This window comes from Sphingomonas beigongshangi (assembly GCF_016820445.1).
Classification (GTDB): Bacteria; Pseudomonadota; Alphaproteobacteria; order Sphingomonadales; family Sphingomonadaceae; genus Sphingomonas; species Sphingomonas beigongshangi.
The window spans coordinates 383,256-400,869 of sequence record NZ_JADHDT010000002.1 but is presented as its reverse complement, the minus strand read 5'-3'; the positions used below and the strand labels follow the sequence as shown (position 1 = coordinate 400,869).

Annotated in this window: 20 protein-coding genes; 11 read left to right on the top strand and 9 right to left on the bottom strand. The window is 68.3% G+C overall.

Features of this window, described 5'->3' with window-relative positions; translation table 11 throughout:
* Positions 1-33: 33 nt before the first annotated feature.
* Both dnaN and IQ292_RS05195 read right to left on the bottom strand, forming a co-directional pair.
* Positions 34-1,149: a DNA polymerase III subunit beta gene (dnaN, locus tag IQ292_RS05200; RefSeq protein WP_203309234.1), complete on the bottom strand. Its 1,116-nt coding sequence runs from the start codon at positions 1,147-1,149 to the stop codon at positions 34-36.
* Positions 1,150-1,309: 160 nt separating this feature from the next.
* A complete protein-coding gene (locus tag IQ292_RS05195; protein WP_203309233.1) occupies positions 1,310-1,918 on the bottom strand; it encodes an outer membrane protein in 609 nt (202 codons plus the stop codon).
* Positions 1,919-2,075: 157 nt separating this feature from the next.
* Between IQ292_RS05195 and IQ292_RS05190 the strand changes: the two genes are divergently transcribed.
* The 5 genes from IQ292_RS05190 to IQ292_RS05170 all read left to right on the top strand — a co-directional run bounded on the left by IQ292_RS05190 (position 2,076) and on the right by IQ292_RS05170 (position 6,179).
* Entirely contained in the window at positions 2,076-2,720 is a 645-nt protein-coding gene (locus IQ292_RS05190) for a histidine phosphatase family protein (protein WP_203309232.1), read from the top strand.
* A gap of 20 nt (positions 2,721-2,740) precedes the next feature.
* Complete coding sequence (locus IQ292_RS05185; protein ID WP_203309370.1) at positions 2,741-3,193, top strand: hypothetical protein; 453 nt, start codon at positions 2,741-2,743, stop codon at positions 3,191-3,193.
* Positions 3,194-3,264: 71 nt separating this feature from the next.
* Positions 3,265-4,152 carry an AraC family transcriptional regulator gene (locus IQ292_RS05180; RefSeq protein WP_203309231.1) on the top strand — a complete coding sequence of 296 codons (888 nt, stop codon included), beginning with the start codon at positions 3,265-3,267 and terminating at the stop codon, positions 4,150-4,152.
* 53 nt (positions 4,153-4,205) lie between these two features.
* Complete coding sequence (gene rlmN / locus IQ292_RS05175; RefSeq protein WP_203309230.1) at positions 4,206-5,414, top strand: dual-specificity RNA methyltransferase RlmN; 1,209 nt, start codon at positions 4,206-4,208, stop codon at positions 5,412-5,414.
* Positions 5,415-5,420: 6 nt separating this feature from the next.
* Complete coding sequence (locus tag IQ292_RS05170) at positions 5,421-6,179, top strand: sulfite exporter TauE/SafE family protein (RefSeq protein ID WP_238940801.1); 759 nt, start codon at positions 5,421-5,423, stop codon at positions 6,177-6,179.
* A gap of 10 nt (positions 6,180-6,189) precedes the next feature.
* Here IQ292_RS05170 and IQ292_RS05165 read toward each other — a convergent pair whose 3' ends face one another.
* On the bottom strand, positions 6,190-6,807 hold the full coding sequence (locus IQ292_RS05165) for a flavin reductase family protein (protein WP_203309229.1): 618 nt from the start codon (positions 6,805-6,807) through the stop codon (positions 6,190-6,192).
* Positions 6,808-6,833: 26 nt separating this feature from the next.
* Here IQ292_RS05165 and IQ292_RS05160 point away from each other — a divergent pair, with 26 nt between their 5' ends.
* The 3 genes from IQ292_RS05160 to IQ292_RS05150 all read left to right on the top strand — a co-directional run bounded on the left by IQ292_RS05160 (position 6,834) and on the right by IQ292_RS05150 (position 9,638).
* On the top strand, positions 6,834-7,562 hold the full coding sequence (locus tag IQ292_RS05160) for a cytochrome b/b6 domain-containing protein (RefSeq protein ID WP_203309228.1): 729 nt from the start codon (positions 6,834-6,836) through the stop codon (positions 7,560-7,562).
* Entirely contained in the window at positions 7,559-8,320 is a 762-nt protein-coding gene (locus IQ292_RS05155) for a molybdopterin-dependent oxidoreductase (protein ID WP_238940800.1), read from the top strand. The genes IQ292_RS05160 and IQ292_RS05155 overlap by 4 nt, the downstream gene beginning before the upstream one ends.
* A gap of 91 nt (positions 8,321-8,411) precedes the next feature.
* The gene (locus IQ292_RS05150; RefSeq protein WP_203309226.1) at positions 8,412-9,638 is read left to right on the top strand and encodes an SAM-dependent methyltransferase; all 1,227 of its coding nucleotides are present in this window, start codon (positions 8,412-8,414) and stop codon (positions 9,636-9,638) included.
* Between the two features lie 31 nt (positions 9,639-9,669).
* Here IQ292_RS05150 and IQ292_RS05145 read toward each other — a convergent pair whose 3' ends face one another.
* On the bottom strand, positions 9,670-10,128 hold the full coding sequence (locus IQ292_RS05145; protein WP_203309225.1) for an EF-hand domain-containing protein: 459 nt from the start codon (positions 10,126-10,128) through the stop codon (positions 9,670-9,672).
* Between the two features lie 147 nt (positions 10,129-10,275).
* Here IQ292_RS05145 and IQ292_RS05140 point away from each other — a divergent pair, with 147 nt between their 5' ends.
* Both IQ292_RS05140 and IQ292_RS05135 read left to right on the top strand, forming a co-directional pair.
* On the top strand, positions 10,276-11,493 hold the full coding sequence (locus tag IQ292_RS05140) for an argininosuccinate synthase (RefSeq protein WP_203309224.1): 1,218 nt from the start codon (positions 10,276-10,278) through the stop codon (positions 11,491-11,493).
* A gap of 108 nt (positions 11,494-11,601) precedes the next feature.
* On the top strand, positions 11,602-13,233 hold the full coding sequence (locus tag IQ292_RS05135; protein WP_420853650.1) for a hypothetical protein: 1,632 nt from the start codon (positions 11,602-11,604) through the stop codon (positions 13,231-13,233).
* Here IQ292_RS05135 and IQ292_RS05130 read toward each other — a convergent pair.
* The 4 genes from IQ292_RS05130 to IQ292_RS05115 all read right to left on the bottom strand — a co-directional run bounded on the left by IQ292_RS05130 (position 13,214) and on the right by IQ292_RS05115 (position 16,006).
* Positions 13,214-14,350, bottom strand: coding sequence for a GNAT family N-acetyltransferase (locus tag IQ292_RS05130; RefSeq protein WP_203309223.1), 1,137 nt, complete (start codon positions 14,348-14,350; stop codon positions 13,214-13,216). The two genes, IQ292_RS05135 and IQ292_RS05130, sit on opposite strands and share 20 nt — an antisense overlap.
* Positions 14,351-14,458: 108 nt before the next feature.
* Positions 14,459-14,923 carry a RidA family protein gene (locus IQ292_RS05125; RefSeq protein WP_203309222.1) on the bottom strand — a complete coding sequence of 155 codons (465 nt, stop codon included), beginning with the start codon at positions 14,921-14,923 and terminating at the stop codon, positions 14,459-14,461.
* Positions 14,924-15,092: 169 nt separating this feature from the next.
* A complete protein-coding gene (locus tag IQ292_RS05120; RefSeq protein WP_203309221.1) occupies positions 15,093-15,734 on the bottom strand; it encodes an HAD family hydrolase in 642 nt (213 codons plus the stop codon).
* Positions 15,734-16,006, bottom strand: a complete 273-nt coding sequence (locus tag IQ292_RS05115) for a DUF3572 domain-containing protein (RefSeq protein ID WP_203309220.1) — start codon at positions 16,004-16,006, stop codon at positions 15,734-15,736. The genes IQ292_RS05120 and IQ292_RS05115 overlap by 1 nt, the downstream gene beginning before the upstream one ends.
* A 38-nt stretch (positions 16,007-16,044) precedes the next feature.
* On the opposite strand from IQ292_RS05115, the gene IQ292_RS05110 reads away from it, so the two are divergent.
* The gene (locus IQ292_RS05110) at positions 16,045-16,407 is read left to right on the top strand and encodes a response regulator (RefSeq protein WP_203309219.1); all 363 of its coding nucleotides are present in this window, start codon (positions 16,045-16,047) and stop codon (positions 16,405-16,407) included.
* 35 nt (positions 16,408-16,442) lie between these two features.
* Here IQ292_RS05110 and IQ292_RS05105 read toward each other — a convergent pair whose 3' ends face one another.
* Positions 16,443-17,186 carry a MauE/DoxX family redox-associated membrane protein gene (locus IQ292_RS05105; RefSeq protein ID WP_203309218.1) on the bottom strand — a complete coding sequence of 248 codons (744 nt, stop codon included), beginning with the start codon at positions 17,184-17,186 and terminating at the stop codon, positions 16,443-16,445.
* Between the last annotated feature and the right edge of the window lie 428 nt (positions 17,187-17,614).

Sequence of the window (17,614 nt, the reverse complement as noted above, 5' to 3'; positions counted from 1 at the left end):
GTCGAGCCGCCGCGGCGGCTGCCCGTATTGCCGTCACACCCGCATCGGCATCAGCACATAGAGCGCGGGCGCCTTGTCGTTCTCGCGGATCAGCGTCGGCGCGGCGGCGTCGGCCAGGTGCACCTCCACCGTATCGCTGTCGATCTGCCCGAGAATGTCGAGCAGGTAGCGGCTGTTGAACCCGATCTCGAACGGCAGCGCGGTATAGTCGCCGGGGACTTCCTCCGCCGCGGTGCCGTTCTCCGGGCTGGTGACCGACAGCGTGATCCGATCGCGGTCCAGCGCCATCTTGACTGCCCGCGTCTTTTCCGTCGCGATGGTCGAGACGCGGTCGACGCCTTCCATGAAGCTCTTGGGGTCGAGCTTCAGGATCTTGTCATTCGCGGTCGGGATGACGCGGCTGTAATCGGGGAAGGTACCGTCGATCAGCTTGGAGGTGAGGATCGCGCTGCCGAGATCGAAGCGGATCTTCGTCCCGGACAGCGAGACGCCGACCGAACCGTCGACCTCGTCGAGCAGCTTGCGCAGCTCAGCGACGCATTTGCGCGGCACGATGACGTCGGGCATGCCCGCGGCACCCTCGGGGCGCGGCAGCGTGACGCGGGCGAGGCGGTGGCCGTCGGTCGCGGCGGCCTTCAGCGTCGGCTCGCTGCCGTCATCGGCGACGTGCAGGAAGATGCCGTTCAGATAATAACGCGTCTCCTCGGTGGAGATCGCGAACCGCGTCTTGTCGATGATCTGCTTCAGCGTTTCCGCCGGGATCTCGAACTGCGTCGGCAGCTCGCCCTCGGCGATCACGGGAAAGTCGTCGCGCGGCAGCGTGCCCAGGCTGAAGCGCGCGCGCCCCGCGACGATCGTCATCCGCCCCTCGGCCGCCGTCAGCTGGACCTGCGCGCCCTCCGGCAGCTTGCGCGCGATGTCGAACAGCGTGTGCGCCGACACGGTGGTCGCGCCCGGCTGGTCGACCGCCGCCTGGACCGATTCATTGATCTGGAGATCGAGGTCGGTCGCCATCAGCCGCAGCGCGCCCTCAGCCGTCGCCTCGAGCAGCACGTTCGACAGGATGGGAATGGTGTTGCGGCGCTCCACCACCGACTGGACATGGCTCAGCCCCTTGAGGAGCGTCGCGCGTTCGATCGTCGCCTTCATGATAGTAAAACCCCCGTCCCCCGAGTCCGGGGCGTGTCCATCCATAGCTCTACCCACGAAAAAGGGGTCGGAGCAAGCACTCCGACCCCTCCCCCGATTCCGGTTAACGCGGCGTTAGCGCGGGCGGCTTTCCACGACGCCGGCCTGCACCGCCGCTCGCTCAGAAACGCATGCCAACGCCGGCGACGATCTGGTGCCGATCCGCGTCGATGTCGTAGCTGCCCACCGAGCCGTTGGCGCGGCCGTAGTTGGAATAGCGGTACTCGCCCTTGATGTAAGTATTCGCGCCCATCTGATGCTCCAGCCCCGCGCCGAGGCGGAAGCCGTCGAGGTCGGTATGGTCGCGCACCTCGGTCGTGCCGCTGGTGTAGCGCGTGTCGATGCGCGCGTTGGTATAGCCGCCCTTGGCATAAGCGAGCGTCGTCGGGTTGAGCGGGAAGCCGACGCGCGCGCCGAGATAGACGTCGCGCCCCATGCCGACGCGGAAGCGATCGCCCTGGCTGACGAAATTGTCGGTGCGCGTGTCGGTGGTCGATCCGGTCAGTTCGCCCTCGGCGCCGACGACCAGATTGTTGAGCTGCACGTCGTAACCGACGCCGCCGCCATAGACCAGGCCGTCGCTCGACCCGTGACCGTCCTTCAGCGCGTCATAGCCCGCGACGCCTTCGATGCGCAGACCGGTGAACGGCGCCCCCGTGGTCTGCGCCGTGGCGGGGAACGCGGACAGGGCTGCGCCGGCAAGGGCGGCGGAAAGGATCAGGTTACGCATGACTATACTCCGTTACAAAAGATGCTGTTCACACACGCCCGACCGTCTCGCGGCGCGGGGACGGCTCCAATGGGCCAGTGCCGCTGTCGTTGCATGAACCTCACCTAAACGCGCAAAGCCGTTGCTTTTCGGTCACAGCCGGGGACACAGAGAGGCCATGAGCCACGCCGATCCGCCGCGCCGCGGGCGCGATTTCATCGCCCGTCACGGCGAAACCGTGTTCAACGCCGCGCAGCGTCTCCAGGGCGATGCATTGCACACGCCGCTGACCCGCGCGGGCTTTGCGCAGGCCGATGAGATTGGGAAAGTCCTGCGCAACCTTCTGGGTGCACGTCCCGCCCTGACTTTATGGGCGTCGCCGACCGGCCGCGCGCTGCAGACTTTGGCGGTGATCGCCGAGCATCTCGAGCTCGATTGGCATGCGGCATGTACCGATCCGCGCCTGATCGAGATCGGCATGGGCAGCTGGGGCGGCCGCTATTATGCGGATGTGATCGGAGAGGTCGGACCGGTCGTCACCCCCGACGGTTTGCTGCGGTCGGCGGCGGATGGCGAGGATTATCCGGCCATCGCCGCGCGTGTCGCCGGCTGGCTTGCGGCGACGCACGACGATCCGGGCGATCGGCTGGTGATCAGCCACGGCATCACCAGCCGCGTCCTGCGCGGCGTGATGACGGGGGCGCCGATGCATCCTGCATTTGCCACGCCGATCGCTCCCGGCCTGCCGCAGGGATCCCTCGTCATGGTCGAGGGCGGACGCGAGTCGCTGGTGCATCGCGGCACCGGACATGCGCCGGCGTGATCGCGCGGCTGCTGCCGGCCATGCTGCTGCTTGCCGTGCCGGCCGCGGCGCGCGAGACGATCGGCGTATATGAGGGCTGGGGCGCGTTTCGGGATGCGACGCCGGCGCGCTGTTTCGCCATTGCACGCCCGGTGCGCGCGGGCGGTCGCGCCGGAGGCTGGACGAGCGTCGCGACCTGGCCGGGCAGCCCGTTGCGCGCGTCGCTGCACGTGCGCCTGTCGCGCGCCCGCGATCGTTCGGCACCGGTGACGTTGACTGTCGGTGAGCGGCGCTTCGCGCTCGTCGCCAACACGCGCGACGCCTGGGCGGCCGACGCGCCGAGCGATCGCGCAATCGTCGCGGCGCTGCGCGGCGGCCGCAGCATGAGCGTCGAGGCGGTCGCGCCGGGCGGCGCCCCCTTCGCCGACGTCTACCGTCTCGCCGGTGCCGCGACCGCCATCGACGCGGCGGGAATCGCCTGCCTCGGCGCATAAAGGCAAGATCGGCCGAGCCGGCCGCGGCGTCCCGCGGCTATCGCGTCGATCGCCACGACACGGGGAATGGGATGCACGCGGAGACGACCCGTCGCTATCACGAGCGGATGCGCAGGGTGCTCGATCATATCGACCGGCATCCCGACGCCGATCTGTCGCTCGACCGGCTGAGCGCGCTCGCCGCTTTCTCCCCGCATCATTTCCACCGCCAGTTTACCGCCTGCCTCGGCCTGCCGCTCCATCGGTACGTCCAGCTGTCGCGATTGGAGCGTGCGTCGCACCGGCTCGCCTATCGCGCGGGCGAAACCGTCACGACGGTCGCGCTCGACGCAGGCTATGGCGCACCCGATGCCTTCGCCCGCGCCTTCCGGGCGCGGCTGGGCCAGGCGCCGGCGGCCTTCCGCGCGGCGCCCGACTGGGCATCGTGGCATGGGGCGCTTGCGCCGCTCACCCTCGCCAGGAGAAACGTGATGACCGTTCCCACCCCCGCCGATGTCGTGGTCGTCGATCGCCCCGCCGTTCCCGTCGTCGTTCTGGAGCATCGCGGCGATCCCGCTCGGCTCGGGGAAACGATCCGCCGCTTCATCGCCTTTCGCAAGGCCAACCATCTGCCGCCCGCGCGGCACGATACCTATAATCTCTTCCATACCGATCCGGAGGCTGTGGCGCCAGCGGACCATCGCCTCGGCCTCGCGGTCGCCACCGATCACCTCCCCACCGACGAGGAACGCGCCGCCGGCTTCTACCGCGACGTCGTCCCGGCCGGACGCGCCGCAATGCTGCGCGTCGTCGGCGGCGACGCCGCGCTCGCGGCGGCGGCCCTCGTGCTGTATTGCGACTGGCTGCCGCCGAGCGGCGAAGCCCCTGCCGACGCGCCGCTCTATGGCCGACGCCTGTCCTTCTTTCCCGACGTGCCCGAGAGCGAGGCGATGATGGAACTCGACCTGCCCCTGCGCTGAGCCTTTCCGGGCGGGAGTGGAAATCACGGCCGTTTTCGCCTATGTGCGCGGGCATGCTGACAGTGTCGTCCCCGCCCATGCCCATTCCGGGCCATATCGATCCTGTGCCCGTGCCGCGCGCGCCGTCGCTGCGGGAGGACGGGCGCATCGACCTGATCGGCCTGTCGAAGGAGCAGCTGCGCACCACGCTCGCCGAGGCGGGGTTGGACGCGCGCCAGGCGAAATTGCGTGCCAAGCAGATCTGGCACTGGCTCTACAACCGCGGCGCGACCGAATTCGCGCAGATGACCGATATCGCCAAGGCGCAGCATCCCTGGCTCGCCGAGCGGTTCGTGATCGGCCGCCCCGACGTCGTCGAGGCGCAGGTGTCGAACGACGGCACGCGCAAGTGGCTGCTGCGATCGCCGGACGGCCAGGATTACGAGATGGTGTTCATCCCCGATGCCGATCGGGGAACGCTGTGCGTGTCCAGCCAGGTCGGCTGCACGCTCAACTGCCGCTTCTGCCACACCGGCACGATGCGGCTGGTGCGCAACCTGACGCCGGGCGAGATCGTCGGCCAGGTGATGCTCGCGCGCGATGCGCTGGGCGAATGGCCGAGCCAGCCGGAGGGGCGCCTGCTCACCAACATCGTGATGATGGGCATGGGCGAGCCGCTCTACAATTTCGATGCGGTCCGCGACGCGTTGAAGCTGGTGATGGACGGTGACGGCCTGGCGCTGTCGAAGCGCCGCATCACCCTGTCGACCAGCGGCGTCGTGCCGATGATGGCGCGGGCGGGGGAGGAGATAGGGGTCAATCTTGCCGTCTCGCTCCATGCCGTGACCAAGGACGTTCGCGACGAAATCGTGCCGCTGAACAAGAAATACGGGATCGAGGCGCTGTTGCAGGCGTGCGCCGACTATCCCGGCGCCAACAATGCGCGGCGCATCACGTTCGAATATGTGATGCTGAAGGACAAGAATGATTCGGACGACGACGCGCGGGAACTGGTGCGCCTGCTGCGCCAGTACAAGCTGCCCGCCAAGGTCAATCTGATCCCGTTCAACCCCTGGCCCGGCGCGCCGTACGAATGCTCGACGCCGGAGCGCATCCGCTCGTTTTCGAACATCGTGTTCGAGGCGGGGATCTCCGCCCCCGTGCGCACCCCGCGCGGCCGCGACATCGATGCCGCCTGCGGACAGCTCAAGACCGCCGCCGAGAAGAAGAGCCGCGCGCAACTCGACCGCGAGGCGGACGAGAAGATGGCCGCCATTGGCTGACGCCGCTTGATCGACGCGCCATCGCTCACGCTGGCGGGCGGCGCCGGCGTGCTCGGCGGCGCGATGAACGCGCTGGCGGGTGGCGGATCGTTCGCGACCATGCCGACGCTGATCGCGCTCGGCCTGCCGTCGACACAGGCCAATGCGACCAGCAATGTCGCGGTCCAGCCGGGTGCGATCGCCAGCGCCTGGACCTATCGCGCCGGGCTCGCGCCGATCGGCGGGGTCGCCGTCCGCACCCTGTCCGTCGTGACCTTCCTGGGCGGACTCGTCGGCAGCCTGCTGCTCGTATGGACGCCGGCGCGCGCGTTCGACGTCATCGTGCCCTGGCTGCTGCTCGCCGCGACGGTCGCGATCGCACTCGGCCGCCATGCCGCCGACTGGGTGGCGAGCCGCTTCCGCGCCGGTTCGCGCGCGGTGATGGCGGGGCAGGCGCTGCTGGGCGTCTATGGCGGCTATTTCGGCGGTGGCGTCGGCATGATGCTGACCGCGATGTGGGGCGTGCTCACCGGCGCGCATCCCGCCGTCCTCGCCGCGCCGCGCACGCTGATGCTCGCCGTCGCCAACAGCGCGGCGACGATCATCTTCGTCGTCTCCGGCGTGATCGCATGGCGCTACTGCCTGCCGATGCTGGCCGGATCGATCCTCGGCGGCTGGCTCGGCGCGCTCATCGGATCGCGGGCACCCGCCTGGGCGATCCGAGGCTGGACATTGCTCGTCACCGCCGTGACCACGGCGGTGTTCTTCTGGCGCGCCTACGGCTGAGCGGACAGGCTCACCCCGGCCGGCGCATCCGGAACAGCGCGTCCTCGCCGATCTCGAAATAGTCGGCGGGGCCGCCGCCGCGCAGGATCGGCCGCGCGCGGGCGGTCTGATAGACGCCGTCCTCCAGCATCGCACGATCGATGTGGATGCCCACCGCCTCGCCGATCACCAGCCATTGGTCGAGTTCGCGCCCCTCCTTCGTCTCCAGCCGGATGAGCTGGGTCAGCCGGCATTCGAACGACGCGGGGCTCGCCGCGACCCGCGGCGGCGCGATCAGCCGCGACGGCGCGGTCTCGATCCCCGCCAGCGCGAATTCGTCCACCGCCGGCGATACGCTCGCCGCGCTCGCGTTCATCGCCTCCGCGAGGTCGCGCGTCGCGAGGTTCCAGGTGAAGGCGCCGGTCGCAGCGATATTGGCGACGCTGTCCTTCCACCCCATCGACGAGAAGGCGATCAGCGGCGGCGTGTAGTTGACGAGGTTGAAGAAGCTGTACGGCGCGAGATTGGCGACGCCGTCCTGCGACACGCTGCCGATCCAACCGATCGGCCGCGGCGCGACGATCGCGTTGAGGGGATCGTGCGCAAGGCCGTGGCCGGCGCGGGGTTCGTAGAAATGCCATTCGGTCATGACGCAAATTCTGCTACACATGGATCATGATTGCGCCAGCCCCCGATGTCGCCCGGACCGGGTCGCCACCCGGCACGATCCTGCGTCGCCATGCCCTGACGACGCGACTATGGCACTGGATCAATGCGATAGCTTTTTTCATCCTGCTCGGTTCGGGGCTCGGCATCTCGAATGCGCATCCCCGACTCTATTGGGGACGCTATGGCGCCAACTTCGACCATGCCTGGGCGCAGCTGCCCCGTTTCCCCGCATGGCTGACGATCCCGTCGAGCTACAATCTCGCCATCTCGCGGCGCTGGCACCTCTTCTTCGCGCTCGTCTTCGCCTTCGGGCTCGCCGCGTTCATGATCGCGAGCGTGCTCAACCGACATTTCCGGCGGCTGCGGCTGACCCGCGCCGACGTCAGTCCGGCGCATCTGGCCGAGGACGTGCGCGATCACTGGAACTTCCGCTTCCACGATGCGGATGATCCGGCCGCGTACAATTCGCTGCAGAAGTGGAGCTACATCCTCGTCCTCTTCGTCGCATTGCCGGTGATGATCCTGACGGGGCTCGCGCTGTCGCCAGGGATGGACGCTGCCTGGCCGTGGCTGCTCGACCTGTTCGGCGGCCGCCAGTCGGCGCGGTCGGTGCACTTCATCGCGGCAAGCCTCCTCGGCGGCTTCGCGGTGATCCATCTCGTCCTCGTCATCCTGGCGGGCGCGGGCAACGAACTGCGTTCGATGATCACCGGTCGATGGAGGGTGCCCGAATGATCCTGCCCCGCCCCTCTCTTCACCGCCGCAACCTGCTGGCCGGTGGCGCCGGGCTGCTGCTCGCCGGCTGCGACAAGGTGATCCAGCAGCCCGCCGCGCGACGAATCCTGTTCGCCGGCGACGACATGCACAAGGGGCTGCAGCGCGCGCTGACGGACCGCGGCGCGCTCGCGCCGGAGTTCCGCCCGGACCAAATGTCGCCGATCTTCCGCGCCAACGGCACGCGCGACCCCGGCACGCCCGCCTATGCCGCGATGGTGGCGGACGGCTTCGCCAGCTATCGCCTCGCGGTCGGCGGGCTGGTCGACCGGCCGCTGTCGCTGCGGCTCGCCGACCTCGCGGCCATGCCCTCCCGCTCCCAGATCACGCGGCACGACTGTGTCGAGGGGTGGAGCGCGATCGGCCAGTGGCAGGGACCGATGCTGGGCACCGTGCTCAAGGCGGCGGGCCTGCGCCGCAGCGCGCGCTACGTCGTCTTCACCTGCGCCGACCTCTACAACGGCCAGCCCTATTACGAATCGATCGACACGATCGACGCCTTCCATCCCCAGACGATCCTCGCGCTCAAGATGAACGGGCGGCGGCTGGAGGTCGCGCATGGCGCGCCGGTGCGCCTGCGCGTCGAACGGCAACTCGGCTACAAGCATGCCAAATACGTGACCGGGATCACCGCCGTCGCCAGCCTCGACGGCATCGGCAAGGGCCAGGGCGGCTATTGGGAGGATAACGTCGACTACGACTGGTACGCGGGCATCTGAGCCTCCCGCACGCGGCGTAAAGATGAAATAGCCGTAACCCTTACCAATGTCGGTTGCGCTCTGCCCCTGCGGGTCGTTACGGACACGGGCCATGGCGCTGATCGACACCTTCCTCCGCCGCGCTGTCACCCGCGGCGAACTGACCCTCCACCGACCCGGACATCCTGCCGTCACCTTCGGCAAGCCCGACGCCGACCTCGGCCATGTCGTGCTGCGCTTCCACAATGACGGCGTCGTCCGTCGCATCCTCGCCAATCCGTCGCTGGGCGCGGGGGAATCGTACATGGACGGCGGGATCAGCGTCGACGGCGACGACATCATGCGCCTCGTCCGGCTGATGACCGCAAACGACCCGTGGGAAGCGGGGCAGGACCGGCTCGGTGCCTCCGCCCCCGCGCGGGCGGCCGCGGCGGTCAAGCACCGCATCGACCGCGTCAACATGGAGCGCCGCTCGAAGCGCAACGTCGCGCATCACTACGACCTGTCGGCGCGGCTCTACGACCTGTTCCTCGACCGCGACAAGCAATACAGCTGCGCCTATTTCACCGATCCCGCCAATACGCTGGAGAAGGCGCAGGAGGACAAGCTCGCGCATATCGCCGCGAAGCTCGCGATCCGGCCCGGCATGCGCGTGCTCGACATCGGCTGCGGCTGGGGCGGAATGGCGCTCTACCTCAACCGCAAGTTCGGGGTCGAGGTGCTCGGCGTCACGCTGTCGGAGGAACAGCTCAAGATCGCGCGCGAGCGCGCGGCGGCGGCGGGCGTCGCCGACAAGGTGCGTTTCGAACTCATCGACTATCGCCGGGTCGAGGGCAAATTCGACCGCATCGTCTCGGTCGGCATGTTCGAGCATGTCGGGCCGCCGCAATATCGCACGTTCTTCACCAAGTGCCGCGATCTCATGACGGCGGACGGCGTCACGCTGCTCCACACGATCGGCCGGCTCGGCAAGCCCGGCGTCACGGACGACTGGACCGCCAAGTACATCTTCCCCGGCGGCTACAACCCGGCCCTGTCGGAAATCATGACGGCGTTCGAGGGGCTGCGCATGTTCCTGACGGACGTCGAGGTGCTGCGCCTGCACTATGCGCACACGCTCCACGAATGGTACCGCCGCACCGTCGCGGCGCGCGATGCGATCGTCGGCCTCTACGACGAGCGCTTCTACCGCATGTGGACCTTCTATCTCGCCGGCGCCGCGATGGCGTTCGAGAATGGCGGGATGTGCAACTACCAGATCCAGTTCTCGCGCAGCCGCACCGAACTGCCGATCACGCGCGACTATATGATCGAAGGCGAGCGCGCGCTGCGGGATTGAGCCTGCCCCTCCCGCCGGGGAAGGGGCGCCGTCACCGACCCTGCGGCGCCGCGCCCTTGCCGCCGTCGATCACCGCCGCGCGCGCCGCGGCACGCTCGTCCAGGCTGATGACGCCGTCGTGGTTCAGGTCGTAGCGCGAGGCGATGGCGCGGAACAGGCCCTGCATCTCGTACAGCGAGACCTTGCCGTCGTGATTCGCATCGGCGGTGACGAACCAGCGGTTGGCGAACATCTTCGCCTGATCCGGCGACATGCGGCTCTTGCCGACGTCCATCCTGGCGACGCGGGCGTCGATCTCCTCGCGGCTGAGGAAGCCGTCGTGATTGGCGTCGGTCCGCTCGAATTCGGCACGGATGCGGGGATCCACCTCCATCCCGCCGTGTGCCGCCTTTGGCTGGACCTTTTGCGGGGTTTTCGCCGGCGCCTTGTCCGCGGCCAGCGCGGGCGTCGCGGCGAACATCAGGGGCACGAGCAGGAACAGGCGCGACATCAAGACTGGTTTCCGTTTTTGCGAACGACCGCCGGCGCCTAGCGCCGTCCGCCTAAACCCGATGTGAACGCAACCGTTGCACCTGCGGCGGCTTCGCCCTAGGGGCGCGGCGACATACCCCTTTCCCAAGTGCCGAAGGATGCTGCCGTGGCCGATCAGATCAACCGCGTCGTTCTTGCCTATTCGGGCGGCCTGGACACGAGCGTGATCCTGAAATGGCTGCAGCAGACATACAAGTGCGAGGTGGTGACCTTCACCGCCGACCTGGGTCAGGGCGAGGAGCTGGAGCCGGCGCGCCAGAAGGCGCAGATGGCGGGCGTCAAGCCGGAGCACATCTTCATCGACGATCTGCGCGAGGAATTCGTGCGCGATTACGTCTTCCCGATGATGCGCGCCAACGCGCTCTACGAGGGGCTGTACCTGCTCGGCACGTCGATCGCACGGCCGCTGATCGCCAAGCGCCAGATCGAGATCGCGAAGATGGTGGGTGCCGACGCGGTCAGCCATGGCGCGACCGGCAAGGGCAACGACCAGGTCCGGTTCGAGTTGGGCTATTACGCCCTCAACCCCGACATCAAGGTGATCGCGCCGTGGCGCGAATGGGACCTGACCAGCCGTACCAGGCTGATCGAATTCGCGGAGGCGCACCAGATCCCCGTCGCCAAGGACAAGCGCGGCGAATCGCCCTTTTCCACCGATGCCAACCTGCTGCACACCAGCAGCGAGGGTAAGGTGCTGGAGGATCCGTGGCAGGAGGTGCCGGATTACGTCTACAGCCGCACCGTCAATCCCGAGGACGCGCCGGACGCACCGGAATATATCACGATCGACTTCGAACGTGGCGACGGCGTCGCGCTGAACGGCGAGGGCGTGTCGCCGGCGACGCTGCTCACCCGGCTGAACGACCTCGGCCGCAAGCACGGCATCGGCCGCCTCGATCTCGTCGAGAACCGCTTCGTCGGCATGAAGAGCCGTGGCATGTACGAGACGCCGGGCGGCACCATCTATCACCTCGCGCATCGCGGCATCGAGCAGATCACGCTCGACCGCGGCGCGGCGCATCTCAAGGACGAGCTCGCGCCCCGCTATGCCGAGCTGATCTACAACGGCTTCTGGTTCTCCCCCGAGCGCGAGATGCTGCAGGCGGCGATCGATCACAGCCAGGCGAAGGTTTCGGGCACCGTGCGCCTGAAGCTGTACAAGGGCGGCGTCTATATCGTTGGCCGCAAGTCGCCCAACTCGCTGTACTCGGAAAAGGTCGTGACCTTCGAGGACGATCAGGGCGCCTATGACCAGCGCGATGCGGCGGGCTTCATCAAGCTCAACGCGCTGCGCCTGCGCCTGCTCGGCCGGCGCGACGACTGACAGCCCTCCCCTCCCGCCGGCGGGAGGGGATCTCGTCGCCGCCGCACCCATCCCACATCAACGCGGAAGCGCTTGTCGGCACCCAAGCCGGCGCACTAAGGCGGTATGATGCAGGATCAACAGCTGCACTGGTGGCAGACGCGCAGTTTCGTCGTGGCGATGGTGATCGTCGCGATCATCCCCTTGCTGTGGCCGCAAATCCCGCCGCTGGTCGATCTGCCCGGCCATATGGGCCGCTATGCCGTGCAGCTCGACGGCGGCCGGCATCCGTGGCTCGCCGACTGGTACAATTTCCAGTGGTCGCTGATCGGCAATCTCGGCATCGACCTGCTGATCATCCCGCTCGCGCCGATCTTCGGGCTGGAACTGGCGGTCAAGCTGATCGTCATCGCCATCCCGGCGCTGACCGTTTCCGGATTGCTCTGGATCGCGCGCGAGGTCCATGGCCGCATACCGGCGACCGCACTGTTCGCGCTGCCGCTCGCGTACAGCTATCCCTTCCAGTTCGGTTTCGTGAACTTCGCGCTGTCGATGGCGTTGGCGCTCAACCTGTTCGCGCTGTGGCTGCGCCTTGCCCGGACGGGGCACCTGCGCCTGCGCGCCGCCCTGTTCGTGCCGCTGTCCTGCGCCCTTTGGGTATGCCACACGTTCGGCTGGGGCGTCCTGGGCGTGCTCGCCTTCTCGGCGGAGATGATCCGCCAGCACGACCAGATGACGGACCGGGGCGCGCGCCACTGGGCGCGGGCGTTCGTTCGCGCGGGGCTGGGCTGCCTGCCGCTGTCGCTGCCCTTCCTGCTGATGGCCTTCTGGCGATCCGGCGACCATGTCACCGGCCAGACCACGGACTGGTTCAACTGGCAGGCGAAGATCAACTGGGTGACGATGGTGCTGCGCGATCGCTGGATGGCGTTCGACATCGTGTCCGTCACGATCCTCTTCGTCATCCTGCTGAAGGGGGTGCGCGATTCGCGGGTCGAATATTCGCGCAACCTCGGGCTGTCGGCGCTGTTCCTGCTCGCCGTCTATCTGCTGCTGCCGCGCATCGTCTTCGGCTCGGCCTATGCCGACATGCGGCTCGCGCCGTTCGTGCTGGCGATCGCGGTGATCGCGCTGCGGCCGAAGCGGGGCCTGTCGCTGCGCGGTGCCTCGACCTTCGCGGCGCTCGGCCTCGCCTTCTTCGGCGTGCGCGTCGCGGCGCAGACGGCAAGCTATGGGCTCTACGCGCAAAGCTACGACCGGACGCTCACGGCCCTCGACCACGTGCCGGTGGGCGCGCGCCTGGTGACGATGGTCGGCCGCCATTGCTATGACGACTGGACCTATTCGCGGTTCGAGCACATCCCCGGCATCGCGCTGGTCAGGCGGCATGCCTATGCCAACGACCAATGGTCGATGGCGGGCGCCCAGTTGCTGACCGTGCGCTACACCCCGGCCGGCCGCTTCGCGCACGATCCGTCGGAGATCGTCACCGACCGGCGCTGCCGCGGCGAATGGTGGCGGCCGCTGAAGCTCTCGCTCGCGATCCTGCCGCGCCAGGCCTTCGACTACGTCTGGCTGATCAACCCGTCCGACTATGGCCCGGAATTCGTCGCCGGCATGACCCCGATCTGGCGCGAGGGCCGCTCCGTGCTCTACCGCATCGACGACCGTCGCCAGCCGGCGATCCCGATCGATCCGGCCTGGCTGCCGCCGCGGCGCAGGCCGCTCGCCGCCCCCTCGCCTATTCTGCCGCGCGCCTGAACGGCGCCAGCTCCGCCAGATAGGCCTGGTCGCTCTCGACCGCGGCACGTTCGCGCACCAGGAAGTCGGACACGGCACGGCGAAAGCCCGCATCGGGGATGTAATGCGCCGACCAGGTCGGCACGGGGACATAGCCGCGCGCGAGCTTGTGCTCGCCCTGTGCCCCGGCCTCGACCGTGCGCAGGCCGCGCGCGATCGCGGCATCGATCGCCTGATAATAGCAGAGTTCGAAGTGGAGGAACGGCACCTCCTGCGTGCACCCCCAATATCGGCCGTAGAGCGTATCGGCGCCGATCAGGTTGAGCGCCCCGGCGATCGGCACGCCGTCACGCTCCGCGAGGATCAGCAGCACCTTGTCCCCCATCGTCGCGCCGAGCAGGTCGAAGAAGGCGCGGGTGAGATAGGGTTGCCCCCATTTGCGGCTGCCGGTGTCCTGATAGAAAGCCCAGAAGGCATCCCAATGCGCCGGCTGTATCGCCGCCCCGGAAAGATGGCGGATCGTCAGCCCCTGCACCGCCGCCGCACGTTCCTTGCGAATCGCCTTCCGCTTTCGGCTGGCGAGCGCATCGAGGAACTCGTCGAAGCTGGCGTAGCCCTGGTTCGCCCAATGGAACTGCGTTCCCTCGCGCACGAGCCAGCCCGCCTGTTCGAACAGCGGGATCTGATCGGGCGCGACGAAGGTGGCATGCGCGGACGACAGGTCGTGCCGGTCGGTGACCGCCTCCAGCGCGGCGATCAACGCCGGTGCCGCCGCCGGATCGCGCAGCAGCAGCCGAGGCCCCGGCACCGGGCTGAACGGCGCGGCGACCTGAAGCTTGGGGTAATAGCTACCGCCCGCGCGTTCCCACGCATCGGCCCAGGCATGGTCGAAGACATATTCGCCCTGGCTGTGCGCCTTGGCATAGGCCGGCGCGATCGCGGCGGGCAGACCGTCGGCGCCGTCGACGACGATCGGGATCGGCTGCCACCCCGAGCGCCCGCCGACGCTGCCCGAATCCTCGAGCGCGAAGAGGAAGGCATGGCTGACGAACGGATTGGCCGTGCCCGCGCAGGCATCCCATTGCGCAGCGGGAATGGAACGGACGCCGTCGGCGAGGCGCGCGACGAGGTCGGTCATGCGGCGAAGGGGCTCGGATTCATCGCGTGCCGATATAGGGTCGTGGGGAAGGCATTCCAGCGCTCCCCACGCTTTGACCGTCGCAGCACAACCCGCGACGCCCGAGCGTCACCCCAGCTGCACGATCGCGTCGATCTCGACTGCGGCACCAAGGGGCAGGACCGGCACGCCGACCGCGCTGCGCGCGTGGCGACCCTCGTCGCCGAACAGCGCGACCATCAGCTCCGACGCGCCGTTCGCGACCTTCGGCTGGTCGGTGAAGTCGGCATGCGAGTTGACGAAGACCCCCAGCTTCACGATCCGCTTCACGCGCGAAAGATCGCCGTTCAGATACTTCTTCAGCTGTGCGACGATCATCAGGCCGCAGGCCCGCGCCGCCGCCTGACCGTCCTCGAGCGAGACGCCGTCGCCCAGCCGGCCGGTGATCAGCTGCCCGTCCCTGAACGGCAGCTGCCCCGACAGATGCAGCATGCCGCCGGCCTCGACGATAGGGACGTAGGCGGCGACGGGCGCGGCGGCCTCCGGCAGCGAAAGGCCGAGTTCCTCGAGCTTGCGGGCGATACGGTCGGTCATCACGGGTCCTTTGCTAAAGTCTGATCCACGTGCGTGGAAGCGGTGCTGGCCCTCACCCCCACCCGACCGCCCACCCCGCATACACTGCGTGGCGGCCGGGTGGAGGTGAGGGCCGGCACCGCTCCAGCTTCGCTGGATCGCACACCAGATTGCTGCGCCCGTAGCGGGATCAGGCCTCGGCCGGCAAGACCGGCGCCGCCGGCACGCCCGCCGCGAAGCGCGCCGCGATCCAGTCGGCCGCCTCGCGCCAGTCGTCGATCCGCGCATGCGCATGTGGCGCTGGCGGCACGGCTGGCGCCATTGCCGGTTCCGCGATCAGGTGCAGGCGATGGACCTGCGGCGCATGCCGCGCGACCGATTCGTGGTGCACCGCCAGATCGTCGACGAAGACGGTGACGGGATCGCCATGCTCGGCCACCAGCCGCGCGACCGGATCGCCCTTGCCGCCTTGGTTGCATTCGACGCGATGGTCGATGCCGAACTGTGCGAGCTGGTCGATGCGGGCGGTACGGCAATCGTCGGTCAGATTGGTGAGGATGACGATCTGTGCCTGCTGCGACAGCCGCGCCAGTGCCTCGGCGGCATGCGGCACCAGCGTCTGCCGGTGCATCTCGCGGGGGAAGAAACCGCCGAGCAGCCCCCACATCTCCTCGCGGGTCGGGGCACTGCCGTCGGCGCGCCGCATGGAATTGGCGAAATCGGCACCATCGGGGGTGAAGGCGATGTCATGCGACTCGCGCAGCCACACGCCGAAATGCCGCACCATGTGCAAAAGCACCTCGTCGCAATCGCAGATCAGAAGCGGCTTCATCACGTCTCCAGCTGTTCGCGTGCGCGTACCAGCGCCGCCGGTGGCACGCCGATCGCCGCCGCGCAGGCGACGAGATCGGGCTCGTGCGATTCGAGGAAATTCAGCGTCGCGGCGAGGACCGCCGGATCGCCCGCCCGGCCGCGCAGGTCGTCGGGATCGAGGCCGGTGACGGCCAGCAGACGTCCCGCACGGTCGCCGTCGCCCAGCGTCCAGACCAAGGCCTGCAGCGCCAGCGTCGCGGGTTCGGGGATGTTTGTGTCGGACGCGCGCATTGCCTACACGGTGTTCAGTGGAAAGGACGGTGTGCGAGGTGGCAAAAAGGATTCTCGTTGTCGAGGACAACGAGCTGAACCTGAAGCTGTTCTGCGACCTGCTGCGCGCGCATCAGTTTGCCGCCGAGCCGGTGCGCGACGGGCGCGAGGCGGTGGCGCGCGCACGCGACTTCGCCCCCGACCTGATCGTCATGGACATCCAGATGCCGCACGTCACGGGTTACGAGCTGATCCTGGAACTCAAGGCGGACGAGGCGCTGCGCCAAATCCCCGTCATGGCGGTGACCGCCTATGCCGGCCGCGACGACGAGGATCGCATCCGCGCCGCGGGTGCCGCCGCCTATGTCTCCAAACCCATCAGCCTGATGCGCTTCATGGATGCGGTGAACGCGCTTCTCTGATGGTCCTGCCGCGCCGGCCGGCGCCCGCCGAGCCATCAGCGCACCAGCATCCATATCGCCATCGCCACCATCATCAGATTCTCGGTCAGCGACAGCGCGCCGAGCGGCACGTTGCTGTCGCCGCCGACGCAGGCGCATTTGAGGTCGCGACCGTCGACATAGACCGCCTTGATCACGGACACCGCGCCGATGCCGCCGATCACCAGCGCCACCGGCACCGACAGCCAGCGCGCCGCCCCCGCGATCATCAGCACGCCCGCCAGCCCCTCCAGATAGGGGTAGAGATAGGCATAGGGCACCCATCGGCGCGCGAGCAGGTCGTAGTTGAGGAACATGGTCGAGAACCGCTCGACATCCTGCAGCTTGAGCAGCGCGAGCACCGCCATGCTGAACGAAACGAACCATTCGCCGGCCCGCATCGTACACGGCGTCCCGAAGGCGGCGGTGCTGGCGGCGAGCGCCATCAGCGCCGTCATCACGAAGACGACGACGACCGGCCGATAGGTCGTCGCCTTCGGATCGGCCACCCGCTTGCCGAAGAACCGCCGCAGATCGTCGAAGCCGCCGACCCGCGCGCCGTCGATGAACACCTGCGGCGTGGTCCGGACATCGTGCGCGGCCTTGAACGCGTCGGTTTCCGCCCGCGTCGTCAACCAATGGTCCTCGACCGCGAAGCCCCGCCGCCGGAGCAAGTCGAGTGCCTTGAGGCCGAACGGACAGACATGCCCGGGCATCACCATCCTGTAGAGGACGGCACTCGGGCGTGAGGCTCGTGACATGGATCGGCTCCTGGCGACGCTGGCACCGACCATGTGGGAGGCGGCCCCGCCGCTGCCAACAGCGGTCGGGCACGATCGGACATCGGCGACGACCAGCCCAAAAACCAAGGGCGGCGGCCTCGATCGAAGCCGCCGCCCCCAGCCCGTAGTGACGCGATACAGGGCGACCGGACGTTCCGGCCGCCGCAGCCCTCTTTGCCCGCAAAAGATGAACGCAACCTGTCCGCAACCGCACCGAATTAAGGCAAAGCGCACTTCATGCGGCGCCCGCGTCCGGGTCGCGCGCCTCCGGCCAGAGTCTGATTCACGTGCGTGGAAGTGGTGCCGGCTTTCACCCCACCGGCCGCTCATCCAGGATACGCTGTGTAGCCGGCCGGGCGGGGGTGGGGCCGGTACCGCGCTGATCCAGCTTTGCTGGATCGCACCCT